This is a genomic window from Bradyrhizobium guangxiense (assembly GCF_004114915.1).
Taxonomy (GTDB): Bacteria; Pseudomonadota; Alphaproteobacteria; order Rhizobiales; family Xanthobacteraceae; genus Bradyrhizobium; species Bradyrhizobium guangxiense.
In genome coordinates this window covers 1,211,761-1,224,843 of the sequence record NZ_CP022219.1, presented here as the reverse complement: position 1 = coordinate 1,224,843, position 13,083 = coordinate 1,211,761, and the positions used below count along the sequence as shown (strand labels likewise).

General features: G+C 64.2%; 11 protein-coding genes. 6 read left to right on the top strand and 5 right to left on the bottom strand.

All coding sequences use genetic code 11. The features are described 5' to 3' along the window. Window positions 1-14: 14 nt before the first annotated feature. From X268_RS05750 to pgm, 4 genes are all read right to left on the bottom strand, one after another. Complete coding sequence (locus X268_RS05750; RefSeq protein ID WP_128924033.1) at window positions 15-995, bottom strand: PDR/VanB family oxidoreductase; 981 nt, start codon at window positions 993-995, stop codon at window positions 15-17. An 11-nt stretch (window positions 996-1,006) separates the two neighbouring features. Then, entirely contained in the window at window positions 1,007-1,759 is a 753-nt protein-coding gene (locus X268_RS05745) for a GntR family transcriptional regulator (protein WP_128924032.1), read from the bottom strand. 3 nt (window positions 1,760-1,762) lie between these two features. After that, complete coding sequence (locus X268_RS05740) at window positions 1,763-2,812, bottom strand: aromatic ring-hydroxylating dioxygenase subunit alpha (protein WP_128924031.1); 1,050 nt, start codon at window positions 2,810-2,812, stop codon at window positions 1,763-1,765. A 317-nt stretch (window positions 2,813-3,129) separates the two neighbouring features. Next, window positions 3,130-4,776, bottom strand: coding sequence for a phosphoglucomutase (alpha-D-glucose-1,6-bisphosphate-dependent) (gene pgm / locus X268_RS05735; protein ID WP_128924030.1), 1,647 nt, complete (start codon window positions 4,774-4,776; stop codon window positions 3,130-3,132). Between the two features lie 463 nt (window positions 4,777-5,239). On the opposite strand from pgm, the gene X268_RS05730 reads away from it, so the two are divergent. From X268_RS05730 to X268_RS05720, 3 genes are all read left to right on the top strand, one after another. Further along, window positions 5,240-5,623, top strand: a complete 384-nt coding sequence (locus X268_RS05730) for a c-type cytochrome (RefSeq protein WP_128924029.1) — start codon at window positions 5,240-5,242, stop codon at window positions 5,621-5,623. A 295-nt stretch (window positions 5,624-5,918) separates the two neighbouring features. Then, window positions 5,919-7,079 (top strand): acyltransferase family protein, encoded by a 1,161-nt coding sequence (locus X268_RS05725; RefSeq protein ID WP_128924028.1) that lies wholly within the window; start codon window positions 5,919-5,921, stop codon window positions 7,077-7,079. A 98-nt stretch (window positions 7,080-7,177) separates the two neighbouring features. Then, window positions 7,178-8,026, top strand: a complete 849-nt coding sequence (locus tag X268_RS05720; protein ID WP_128924027.1) for an MBL fold metallo-hydrolase — start codon at window positions 7,178-7,180, stop codon at window positions 8,024-8,026. A 48-nt stretch (window positions 8,027-8,074) separates the two neighbouring features. Here X268_RS05720 and X268_RS05715 read toward each other — a convergent pair whose 3' ends face one another. Then, on the bottom strand, window positions 8,075-8,950 hold the full coding sequence (locus X268_RS05715; RefSeq protein WP_128924026.1) for an aldose 1-epimerase family protein: 876 nt from the start codon (window positions 8,948-8,950) through the stop codon (window positions 8,075-8,077). Between the two features lie 181 nt (window positions 8,951-9,131). Between X268_RS05715 and X268_RS05710 the strand changes: the two genes are divergently transcribed. The 3 genes from X268_RS05710 to X268_RS05700 all read left to right on the top strand — a co-directional run bounded on the left by X268_RS05710 (window position 9,132) and on the right by X268_RS05700 (window position 13,057). Then, window positions 9,132-10,235, top strand: a complete 1,104-nt coding sequence (locus tag X268_RS05710) for a glycosyltransferase family 4 protein (protein ID WP_128929156.1) — start codon at window positions 9,132-9,134, stop codon at window positions 10,233-10,235. 240 nt (window positions 10,236-10,475) lie between these two features. Continuing rightward, a complete protein-coding gene (locus X268_RS05705) occupies window positions 10,476-11,615 on the top strand; it encodes a glycosyltransferase (protein WP_128924025.1) in 1,140 nt (379 codons plus the stop codon). A 110-nt stretch (window positions 11,616-11,725) separates the two neighbouring features. Then, window positions 11,726-13,057, top strand: coding sequence for a glycoside hydrolase family protein (locus tag X268_RS05700; protein ID WP_128924024.1), 1,332 nt, complete (start codon window positions 11,726-11,728; stop codon window positions 13,055-13,057). Window positions 13,058-13,083 lie beyond the last annotated feature (26 nt).

Below are 13,083 nucleotides of genomic sequence, written 5' to 3'. Positions count from 1 at the left end.
GACCTCTCCCAGCCTCAAACCGCGTCCGCCCGCAGCAGCGTATCCACTGTGATGGTGCCTCGTGCGCGGGAGACGCAGGCGCAGATCTTCTGGTTGCTCTCCTTCTGATGGTCGCTGAAGAAGACGTCGCGATGGTCGATCTCGCCCTCGACCGCCACCACGTCGATGGCGCAGAGACCGCATTCGCCGCGCTTGCAGTCATACATGACGTCGTGGCCGCCGGCGTTGAGCACGTCCAGCATCGAGCGCTCGCGCGGGATTTCGAGCTCGATATCGGAGCCTTTCAAGCGCACGCGAAAGGTCTCGGTCGGCAACGTGCCGCTGGAGCCGAAGGTCTCGTAGCGCAGATCGGGCAGCGGATGGCCGGCACCGATCCAGGCGTGGCGCGCGGCGTCGAGCATGCGCATCGGGCCACAGAACAGGGCTAGCGTGCCCTGCGGCAACGATGCGAACACGGCGTCGAGATCGAGGCGCCGGCCTTCGTCGCCGGCATGAACGACCAGGCGATCACCGAGCATCGCGGCGAGATCGTCGAGATAGGCGGCCTCGCCGCGCGAGCGCACCGCATAATGCAGCCTGACGTCGGCGCCGCGCCGCGCCAGCACCTGCGCGGCACCGAAGATCGGCGTGATGCCGATGCCGCCGGCCACCAGGCAGTAGCTCTCGCGCGCCCAGTCGACCGCGAGCAGCGAGGCAGGCCGGGTGATGTCGAGCCGCGCGCCCGGCTTGAGCTGCCACATGTAGCGCGAGCCACCGCGGGAATCCTCGGCACGGCGCACCGCGATCCGCAAGCCGTGCGGGGAGGCTTCGCCGACCAGCGAATAGGATCGCGTCTCCGGCAAGCCGTCGATGGTCACGCTCACATTGATGTGGCTGCCGACCGGATAGGCCGCGCCGTCGAACTGGTCGGGCCGGATCAGGAATTCGCGAATATCAGGGGCGAGATCGCGCGTCGCGGCGAGCATCGCGGGAATCCAGGTTTCGATGAAGCGCATGGTGACTGCCCTCAGTCGGTTGCGGACTTGATCAGCGCGAGCGCCGGCAAGAGGTCGAGATGGGTGCGGTTGCGCAGCGAAAGCCGCAAATTGCGCACCGCCAGCCGCGCATGCTCGCGCATGATGGCTTCTGCGCGCGCGCCTTCGCGATTTTCGATCGCATCGAGCACGACGCGGTGGTGCTCCTGGGCGATGATCAGGATCTGCTGCGCCTCGGGCAGCGCGGACTGCGCCATCACGAAGCCGCTCGGGGACGCGAACGGCAGCGCCGAGGCGCGGTCGATCTGGCGGATCAGCGGCGGGCTGCGCGAGAGCTCCGTGAGCAGCGCGTGGAAGCGCGCGTTCAGCGCGACATAGGACGAGAACGCTTCGATCGAGATCGGCACCTGGCGCAGCAATTCGTCGATCGCAGCGAGGCACTCCTTCAGCGGCTCGAGTTCGCGCGCGGAGACGCCGCGCTCGGCGGCAAAGCGCGCAGCCAAGCCTTCCAGCGTGCCGCGCAGCTCGATGGAATCGGAGATGTCGCGCTCGGAGAATGCCTTCACCATGAAGCCGCCGGAGGGGATCGCCTCCAGCAGCCCTTCCTCCTCCAGCCGCACCAGCGCCATGCGCACCGGGGTCCGCGAGGCGCCGGTGGTTTCCACCGCCTGCAGCTCGGAGATGCGCTCGCCCGGCCGCAAGGCGCCGGACAGGATCTGGTCGCGCAGCGCGAGCTGCGCCTTCACGGTCTGCGAGACGGAGCGGTCGACCTCACGCTCGGCCATGACCTACTCCGCGGCCTGGAGGCGCGGCGGCGGATTTTCCTTCGCCACCATCCGGTCGATCAGCTTGCGCGACCACATCGCGCCGGCGTCGATGTTGAGGTTGTAGAAGATCCGGTCCGGGTTCTCGTCCATGGCACGCTGCTGCGCTTCGAGGATCAGTTCGTCCTCGCGGAAGATGCCGGAGACGCCCTCGCGGATCTCGGTGGTGATGCGCTGCTCACCGATGCGATAGTTGCGCACGAAGGCCCAGAAGTAGTGACAGGTCTTCTCGGTCTCCGGCGTGATGGTGTTGAGCACGAAGCCGTTGACTCCTTTCGAGCGGTCGCCTTCCGGCGCACCGGTGCCGGCGGGCGCGACGCCGACGTCGATCGCGATGGTGCACGGCGCCTCGAAGCGGATGATCTGCCAGCGGTCGACGAGGCCCGGTTTGCCGAGCTGCTTGGCCCAGAACGGCGGCGGCTCGATGTTGCGCATCCAGCGCGTCACCGTGACCGTCTTCTCGCCATGGGTGACGTCGAACGGCGCCTCCGCGACCGCGTCGTTGCCGATCGAGGAGCCGTGCACGAAGGTCTCGTGGGTGAGGTCCATGAGATTGTCGAGCACGAGGCGATAATCGCAGTTGACGTGGATGGTCTTGCCGTCGCCGGCCCAAGCCGGATCGTGATTCCAGTGCAGGTCGGGGACGAGCGCGGGATCGGCCAGCGCAGGATCGCCCATCCAGAGCCAGATGTAGCGGTGGCGCTCGACCACGGGATAGGAGCGCACGCAGGCCGACGGGTTGATGGTCTCCTGCGAGGGCATGAAGGTGCAGCGCCCCTGCGCGTTGAACTTCAAGCCGTGATAGCCGCAGACGACGGTGTCGCCTTCGAGCCGGCCCTTCGACAGCGGCACCAGGCGGTGCCAGCAGGCATCTTCCAGCGCGGCGACCGAGCCGTCGGCCTTGCGATACATGACGATGTGCTTGCCGCAGATCGTCCGCGGCAGCAGCGCCGGCTTCACCTCGGCATCCCAGGCGGCGGCGTACCAGGCATTCATCGGGAAGGGTTTTGTCATCGGTCTCACCCCCACGGCTTATGTATGCGTTATGTATACAATAGCTGAGAGATGGAAACCTTCAAGGCTAATAATGAGAGTACGTTGATACCATTATCCTTGATAATGTATACAGGACCCAGACGCGCCTTACCCTCTCCTGGAGGGGGGAGGGTCGCTTCGCATGAAGCAAAGCGGAATGCCGAGCGGGGTGGGGTGATCTCTCCACACGGGCACTGCCCAAGAGGAGAGATCACCCCACCCCGCTCGCGCTTACGCGCGATCGACCCTCCCCCTCCAGGGGCCCTCCAGGGGAGGGGCAGTGGCAGCGTCAGGTGCTAACTCCCGAACACCTTCGCCAGCCCCGCCTGGGCTTCCTCCTGAATCCGCTTCAGGTGCTCGGGGCTGCGGAAGCTCTCGGCATAGATCTTGTAGACGTCCTCGGTGCCTGAGGGGCGCGCGGCGAACCAGCCGAAATCGGTCTCGACCTTGATGCCGCCGAACGGCTGGCCGTTGCCGGGCGCTTTGCTCAAGGTGCTGCGAACCGCATCGCCGGCGAGCTCCTTCAGGCCGAGTTGCTCGGGCGTGACGGATTTCAGGATGGTCTTCTGCGGCCCGGTCGCGGCGACGTCGATGCGGGCGTAATGGGGCATGCCGAACTCGGCGGTGAGCTCGCCAAACAGCTGGCTTGGATCGCGGCCGGTCTTGGCCATGATCTCGGCGGCGAGCAGGCCGAGGATGACGCCGTCCTTGTCGGTGGTCCAGACCGTGCCGTCGCGGCGCAGGAACGAGGCCCCTGCACTCTCCTCGCCGCCGAAGCCGAAGCCGCCGGTGAGCAGGCCGTCGACGAACCATTTGAAGCCGACCGGCGTCTCGACCAGCTTGCGGCCGAGCTTGCTGGCGACCCGGTCGATGATCGAGCTCGACACCACGGTCTTGCCGATCGCGGCATCCTTGCTCCAGTTCGGGCGGTGCGCGAACAAATAGGAGATCGCGGTCGCCAGATAATGGTTCGGATTCATCAGGCCGCCGGAGCGCGTCACGATGCCGTGGCGGTCGGCGTCGGTGTCGTTGGCAAAGGCGACGTCGAAGCGGTCGCGCATCCCGATCAGGCTCGCCATCGCATAGGGCGAGGAGCAGTCCATGCGGATCTTGCCGTCCCAGTCCACCGTCATGAAGCGGAAGGTCGGGTCGATCGCCTCGTTCACCACCGTCGCCTTCAGGCCGTAGCGCTCGATGATCGGATGCCAGTAGTGCACGGCGGCGCCGCCGAGCGGATCGATGCCGATATTGATGCCGGCGGACTTGACGAGGTCGAGATCGACGACGTTGCCGAGATCGGCGACGTAGGGCGTGACGAAATCATAAGCGCGGACGTTCGAAGACTTCAGTGCCTTGGCATAGCCCATGCGCTTCACGCCCTTGAGGCCATCGGCGAGATAGGCATTGGCGCGCTTCTCGACCACGCCCGTGACATCGGTATCGGCCGGGCCGCCATGCGGCGGATTGTATTTGTAGCCGCCATCTTCGGGCGGGTTGTGCGAGGGCGTGATGACGACGCCGTCGGCAAGGCCGCTGGTGCGCCCCCTGTTGGAGGTGAGGATCGCGTGCGAGATCACGGGCGTCGGCGTATAGCCGCCGTCCTTGTCGATCATGATCTCGACGCCGTTGGCGGCGAACACCTCGACGGCGCTCGCCAGCGCCGGCTCGGCCAGCGCATGGGTGTCGATGCCGATGAAGAGCGGGCCCGTCAGCCCCTTTTCCCTGCGGTAGTCGCAGATCGCCTGCGTGGTCGCGAGGATGTGGCCTTCGTTGAAGGTGTTCTTGAAGGAGGTGCCGCGATGACCGGAGGTGCCGAACGCCACGCGCTGGGCGGGATCCGCAACATCGGGCCTGCCGGCGAAATAGGCCGTCACCAGCCGCGGAATATTGGTGAGCGCGTCCGGCGAAGCCTGCTTGCCCGCCGCGGGATGAACATCAGCCACTGCAACCCTCCGTGCCTTCAAACGACAGCCCTGAGCTCATTCTGTTCCGATCGAATCGGAACGGAAGCTCTAGATTCTTGTTTCGACGCGTTTTCTCCACGCGAACCGGCATCCGCTTCGCTGGAAAACGCTCTGAAGCACCATACCATCGGCCGGCGCATCGCCAAGCCGATTGGACCGGCGCAAGTGGCCGGCCCGACACACTCCGGTCAAAGTTCAACCGACAACGCACATCCGGCGCAGGATGATCCATGGCGATGACACATGGCGCTGGCACATGGCGCTCTCGTACTTTGGTCCCGGATCTCGGTTGATTCAGGACAAAGACGCTGCCGCGTGGCGTGGGGCACGCTGCTTGCCGTTTGATCAATGAAAGCCGGGATTTGCAGGATCAGCCCGCCGATCTCTTGGCTGATTCCTCGCTGATTGCCTTTGCTGATTGCCTTGGGGGAGTAAACTCAAGATGACTGGACGTTTGATCGTCACGCTCGCGCTGGCCCTGGCCACGTCGTCGTTGGCCCCACGGCCCGCCTCCGCCGAGGGCGATGCCGCCGCGGGCAAGGCCATCTTCCAGCGAACCTGCGAGAACTGCCACGCGGTGGCGATCGGGGTGAATAAGGTCGGCCCAAGCCTCTGGAATGTCGTCGACCGCAAGCCCGCCGCCGTTCCGGACTTCGCCTATTCTGATGCCATGAAGGCCAACAAGGCGGCATGGACGCCAACGGCGCTGGATGCCTACCTCGCCGACCCCCGCGGCGACGTCCACGGCGTCAAGATGTTCTTCAAGGGGCTGCCGAACCCGGCGGATCGGGCCAATGTCATCGCCTATCTCCAGACGTTGAAATGAGCGGCCGCTCAAGCGATGAGACCAGGATGAGTTCGCCGGGTCATGCGGTTCTGACGCACAAACAATATTGGCATGGTCCGGGCGCATTAAGTATGAATCGGCCCACAATTCCAATTCCACGCAGCAATGCGCAGCTTGGCCGACACGCGGCCCCGCCCCTGACCGTGGCAACCGATCCCGCAGATTCGGCCGAGGTCCTGACCGCCGGTTAACTTAAAAAACGCCTTCGGCTTCGGAAAGGCCGGCCGCGCCATTATGATCTCGCCTGCATAATGAGAACCGCGGAGCAGACGTGATGCAGGGGCAGGCCCGGTTGGCTGCCGGTCGAAGCGAACAGAGCGCAGCGCCGTTCGCTCGTTCGCACACGCTCGACGTCCTGCGCGGCCTTGCCATCGCCGGGGTGATGGCGATCCACGTGTCGCAGTCCTTTCCGTCGAATATCCACGCCGTCGATTACGCTTTCATGTGCGGCTGGACCGGCGTCAACGTGTTCTACTTCGTCAGCGCCATGACGATGTGCCTGATGTGGACGCAGCGCAGCGGCGAGACCAACCCGACCCGCAAATTCTATATCCGCCGTGTCTTGCGCATCGCGCCGCTGTTCTGGCTCGCGATCCCGGCCTACCTCGCCATCAGCGGCACCGGGCCGAGCGCCAACGCGCCTGGCGGCATCGGGCCGGTCCAAGTGATCCTGACCGCAACGTTCCTGCACGGCTTCTGGCCGGACAGCGTCAACAGCGTGGTGCCCGGCGACTGGTCGATTGCGGCCGAGATGACCTTCTATCTCGTCTTCCCGCTTCTGATCACCGCGTTCGGGTCGCGCCGTCATCTCTATCTCGCGCTGGCGATCGTGCTGCATCTCGTCAATGTCTGCCTGTTTAAGCCGTGGGCCTTCGCGCTGTTCTCGGCCTATTACGGCCCCGGCCACGAGGCATTCGTCTGGACCACGCTGCATCTCAGCTTCCTGAACCAGCTTCCGGTCTTCCTGATCGGATGCGCGCTGTACTTTGCGCTGCGCGACGGCTTCACCCGGTCCGACGCTGCGATCTACGCCGTCTTCATCGCGCTGTCCTTCATCGCCGATCGCGCCACCGGCTCGCACGAATTCAACTATCTCATGATCAACCTCGTGCTCGGCGCGCTGGTTACGGGTTGCATCAAGCTTGCCATCCGCTTCCAGCCGATCGAGGCGCTCGGCCGCAATTCCTATTCGATGTACCTGTCGCATTTCGCGGTGATCTACGGCCTGCGTCAGCTCTGGCCGCTCGCCGACGGGCTGATCTCGCTGCTCATCGCCTATGTCGTCACCGCCGCGCTGAGCTATCTCGTCGCACGCGTGACATGGCATCTGGTCGAACGGCACGCACAGGATTTGGCGCATCGTCTGACAGCGGCGGGATCGGACAGGTCCCCCCTCCGGCCGCCCCTCGCCGCCACTGTGGCCGGGATGCGCTGAAGCGTCCCCTCCGCTGCGTCCCCGCCGGGGGCGATGCGGCTTGCTTCATGGCCGCCTTCGTATCTACTGTAAAGACTCTTCACGCTGGAGGAGGCGCCATGGAGGTCATACTGCTCGGCACTGGCGGGCCGCGCCCGGACCCGCGCCGCATGGCGACGACCACGCTGATCAGGCTCGGCGACGAAAATATCCTGTTCGACGCAGGCCGCGGCGTCGTGCTGCAGCTCAGCAAGGCCGGCGTTCCGCTCGGCGCGATCAACACGGTGTTTCTCACGCACCATCATTTCGACCACATCGGCGACCTCTACGACGTGATGCTGAATTCATGGATGCACGGACGCAAGGACGCGTTGCGCATCTATGGACCGCCGGATACCGAGCGCCTCGTCAACACGCTGATCACGCAGGTCTACGACAAGGACATCATCTGGCGGGATAAGGGCGAGCCGACCTTCGGCGGCTGGAAGCCTGTCGCAGCAACGGACATTCTACCGGGTCCCGTTCTCGATACCGGACGCTGGAAGATCAGCGCCGAGCTGGTCTCGCATGGCGACGGCCTCGACATGCCGCCGGCCTTCCTGGCGCGATGGATGTGCCTCGGCTATCGCTTCGAAGCGGAGGGCAAAGTCATTGCAATTTCCGGCGACACCGTCCCCTGCCCCGGGCTCGAGCGGCTGGCGCAGGGAGCCGACCTGCTCGTCCAGTGCTGTTTCCTGGCAACGCCGGAAATCAACAACGAGCACCTCCGCCGTCTTGCAAAATTCACGATCGCCTGCGGCGACACGGTCGGCAAGGTGGCAGCCAAGGCCGGCGTCAAGAAGCTCGCGCTGACCCATCACCGGCCGCGCAGCGACGATGCCATGCTGGGCGCGCTGCTCGAGGATATCAGGCGCGACTACTCAGGGCCTGTCGTGCTCGGCGAGGATCTCACCCGGATCGAAGTCTGAGGGCCGCCGCTCAGCAAGCGACGGAATGTGCGCGGAAGGACACCGAGATCAGGACGACCCGACCTCGATCCGGTACGACAAGCGCTCTTCCGCGCCCGCTGCGATGTGCATCAGGCCGGGCTTGTCGCCGAATTCGCCGTCGAAGCCGGCTGGGCTGGCATGACCGCGCCAGGGCTCGATGCAGAGGAACGGCGCGCCGGATGGTTTCGACCAGACGCCGAGCTCGCGAAAGCCGCGCCAGGACATCTTGAGCCAAGGGCCGGTGGACGCGGCATAGCGGACCGCATTGCTCTCGATCCGGTCGAAAATGACGGCGTCGTCGGTGAACAGGGCTTCGGACAAGGCGAGCACCGCGCCTTTGACCGGGCTCGGCTCCGTTACCGGGCGCAGCAATCCGCCATCGAGACGGCGGATGGGAGACGACTCTGCGCTGGCGAAGGTCAGCGCGTAGCTCTCCTTGGCGAGCCCCGGCTGGAGCGGCCAGTTGAACGCGGGATGACCGCCGATCGAAGCCGGCAATGTCTCCTTGCCGGTGTTGGCGATCGTGAGCGTCAGATCAAGGCCGGCATCATCGATGGCATAGCCGGCACTGAGCCGAAATGCGAAGGGATACAGTGCGCGCGTCGCCTCGCTGTCCTCGAGCACCAGCGTGCAGCTTCGCTCGTCGCGCTCGGCCCACGCAAAGCGGTTATCGCGGGCAAAGCCGTGCTGGGTCATCCGGTATGTCTTGCCCCGATGCCGCAATTCGTCCTTGGCGAGGCGTCCGACGATCGGAAACAGCAGCGGCGCATGGCGCTGCCATTCCGGTCCGGCCTGCCAGACGAATTCGGTGATACCATCCTCCAGCGAGCACAGCTCGGCGCCGTGCGCCTTGATGGTTGCGGAGAGCCGGCCACTTCGAAGCGTGTAGGTGTCATCACTCATGCGCGACATCTACACCGCGACCTCATATGCGGCAAGGCAGCGCCAGCCATGCAGGCGGAGTGTCAGCACCGTGCAGAGCTGCGTCATATTTCCGTACCTAAGGGTTGCTCCTTTGCACCGGGTCCACCGCCTGCTTGCAGCGGGCCCGGCGCGGACTCCGATCAACAAGCGTGGTAGCCAATTGAAATTCTTCATCAACGGCCGCTTTCTGTCACAAAAGCTCACCGGCGTTCAGCGCTATGCCGCCGAAATCGTCAAGGCGATCGATGCGCAGCTGGCGTCGGAGCAAGCGCCCGCCTCGCTGCGGAACGCGGATTGGCAGTTGCTGACGCCCGCTGATGCAAGCGAGGAGCTTCAACTCGAACGAATCGAGGTTCGCACCGTCGGCCGCTTGCGCGGGCACGCCTGGGATCAAATCGAGCTGGCGCGCGCCGCTGCGGGCGGCCGCTTGATCAGCCTTGCCAATGCCGGCCCGGTCTTCCATCGCGACCACATTGTCGTAATCCACGACGCACAGGTCTTTCGCAGGCCTGATTTCTTCAGCTGGCGCTATCTGGCGGTTCACCGAACCATGGGCCGGCTGCTCGCCCGGCACGCAAGCATCGCAACCGTATCGGCATTTTCGCGCAAGGAGCTCGCGGAGGTGCTGAGTCTGCCGGCAGATGGAATCCCGGTCTTCCCCAATAGCGCAGAGCACTTCGCCAAGACCAAGCCGGATCCCGGCATCATTGCAAGACTAGGGCTTCAGCCGCAGAAATTCTTCCTCTACGTGGGATCGCGGACCAAGAACAAGAATCTGTCCGTGGCGATCCGCGCCATCCAGCTGCTCGACCGTCCTGACGTTCCCCTGGTGATCGTCGGCGGCGACAACAGCAAGGTATTTCAAGACAATTCGGCAGAAGGCGCCGCCGGCCTGCTGCTGGCCGGGCGTCTGACCGACAGCGAGATCGCAGCGCTCTATGCGCAGGCATCGGCATTCGTGTTTCCCTCGCTCTATGAAGGGTTCGGCGTGCCGCCGCTCGAAGCCATGCTCTTCGGTTGTCCGGTTATAGCCTCGACAGCCGATGCTGTGGTGGAGACGTGTGGTGATGCAGCTGCGTATTTTAGCGCCAGCGATGCCGAAGCGCTGAAGCAACTCATGCTCCAGAGATTGGCAGCGGGCGCCATCTCTGACCAGGAACGCATCCGGCAGCAGGATCGTGTTGCATTCTATTCGTGGAAGAAATCGGCGAAGGCTCTGCTCGATCATCTCGCGGGGCCGGCAAATATCGCCAGCGCAGCTTGAAATTCCACGCAACTCGCCTCTCGCGCGCAATGGTCTTTGCACAAACGTTTTGCAACTGGCTGCCTCCAGCGCAGTTCCATGAAACTTTTGTTTTTCCAATTGCGAAGAAGTTGGCGCAACATCACCACATCCCCGCCCCAATATCGCTACGTATTCGAGGAACTCTGTTTCGCACTCGCGAACACAGAACAGGGATGCACGATGTCCGGCCCTCCGACGCAGCCTTATGCAAGGCAATCGATGAAAGTGCTGCACATCGCCGAGACGATTCGGGGCGGGATCGCGAGCTACCTGAACGAGTTGCATCCGGAGCAACAGGCAAGCTTCGGCGCGGACAACGTGCACTATGTCGTGCCGTCGGATCATCGTCGGGATCTCCCCGCAATCGATGACAATCATATTACGACGTTCGAACGGCCCGGCCGCAGCGTCGCCGGACTGTTCCAGATGCTGCGCGCGAGCATGCAGGCGTTGGATGCCTTCCGTCCAGACCTCGTGCACCTGCATTCCTCTTTCGCAGGCCTCGTGCTCCGCCCCGCACTTGCGGCTCGCCCTGACGGGCCGCGCGTGGTCTATTGTCCGCATGGCTGGGCGTTTTCGCGCCAGACCGGCCGCCTCAGTCATGTGGTGACGAAGGCGGCGGAGAATCTTCTCGCACGGACATCGGACAGAATCATCTGTATCTCCGGCGACGAGTTCAACGAAGCCGTTCGCGCCGGAATTCCTGCCGACCGCCTCACGATCGTTCACAACGGCATCTCGAAGACGCGCTCGCCGCAACCGATCGCGGCGGACTGGACCTCCGAGAAGGTCAAGGTCCTGTTCATCGGGCGCCTGGACCGGCAGAAGGGCTTCGATCTTCTGATCGAAGCAGCGCGCGAGCTCGAAGATGTGCTTGATATCCGCATGATCGGCGCCTCTGTCGTCAGCAAATACGAAGGCCCGAGCGTCCCGTCCAACGTGACCTTGCTGGGCTGGCTCGATCGCCCGACCATCGAGACCCAGCTCGAGGCCGCCGATCTCGTCGTGATTCCGTCACGATGGGAAGCCTTCGGCCTCGTTGCCCTGGAAGCGATGCGCGCGGCCAAACCCATCCTGGCATTCCGCAGCGGGGCATTGCCCGAGATCGTGGTCGACGGCGTCACGGGCGTGCTTTGCGAGCCCGTCGCCGCCCAGCCGCTCGTGGACGGTTTCCGACGGGCGCTCGATTTCGATCTCAAAGTGCTGGGACAGCGCGGCTACGACCGGTTCAAGCAACTGTATGACGTTCAGAAGACGCATGGACAGCTGCAGCAGGTCTATGCCGAGCTGCTGCAGGACGACCGGACGCCGGTCGAGAGGAAGGCAGGGCTGCAATCGGACCTTTCCAAGAATTTCTGATGGCTCAACATGCACGCTTGTCCTCGCAGATGCAGGAGATCGCGATGGCGATGCCATGGCGCGGATTGGGTGTCACCGCGAACGCAACACGCGCGAGCATGATCTAGCCGATGACATTTTCACGCACCTTGGTTCGCGGCAGTTGCCGCCTCGCGATCCTCATCGCATCCAACTTTCTGCCGGTCTCCGTCAGCGCCCAGCAAGCGCAGCCGCTCGATGCACGATTCCTGCTGGGGGTCGGCACGCATCAGGGACTCGGCGGCCCGGTGAGCACGCGCGGCTATGTGCCTTCCGAGAACATCGCTCAGATCAAGCAGCTTGGCTTCAATGCCTTTCGCGATGACTTTCCCTGGTCTGACTTCGAGCTGGGGGGACGCCGGATGGGCTTCACGCCCAGGCTCGGCAGGCTCGAGGCACAAGTCAGGTCCGGCGTCGCACGCCCGCTCCTGATCCTCGCCTTTGGCCATCATCTGGTTCCGAATTCCACGCCGCCGACGACCGACGAGGCGCGGCAGCGGTTCGCCGATTATGCGGCTGCGGCGGCGCAATCGGTTCTGCCGCAGCATCCGCTCTTCGAGCTGTGGAACGAATGGAACCTGGCGGCAAAGAAGGATGCCGCGTTCTCGCCGGAAAACTATCTGGCGCTCGCGCAAGTCGCGCGGCCGGCGGTCAAGCGGGTTGCGCCGAATGCGCCTTTCCTGGTCGGCGCGCTCGGCGACGACCCGGGCTGGACATGGACGGAGAAGATGCTGCGAACCGGCATCCTCCAATATGCCGACGGCGCTTCGATCCATCTCTACAATTTCTGCATGGGTCCAAGCAAACGCACGTCGGCCGAGATCATCGAGCGGCTCACGGCGTTTCACCGCCTCGTCGGCCAAGCGAGCGGAAACCCAGACTTCCCGATCTACGTCACCGAGACGGGCTGGACCACGGCCAGCAACAAATGCGGCGTCAGCGAGGAGGCCCAGGCCGACAACACGGCGCAACTCATCCTGTGGGCGTCGACTGCAGCCCGCTGGCTCAAGGGCATGTGGCTCTACGAGCTCAAGGACAGCGGCAATAATCCATCAGAGCTGGAGCACAATTTCGGGCTCTATCGTTTCGACAATTCGCCCAAGCCGGTCGCCTGCGCGGCCCAGGGCGCCTGGGCTTTCATCCGCTCCAGCCTCAATGCCGAGCGACGCGAGCTTGCCAGCGGCGTCGTGTCGATCAATGCATCGACGGCTTCCGGCGGCAGAATTGCAATCTGGTCCGAGGCTCCGGGCCGACGATACGAAATTCGGCTCAAGGGCGATCAACAAGGCGCAAGTTATGCGATGCCATGCGACCGGACGGCAAGGCCTGCGTCCGGGGCCTGGATCCCCGTTTCGAGCACACCGATCCTGATTGCAGCCAATGACAGTGCCGTTCCCGCCCTGGAGATAAGGCCGGCGCGGTAGACGCGATTTTTTGCAGACATGAGGTT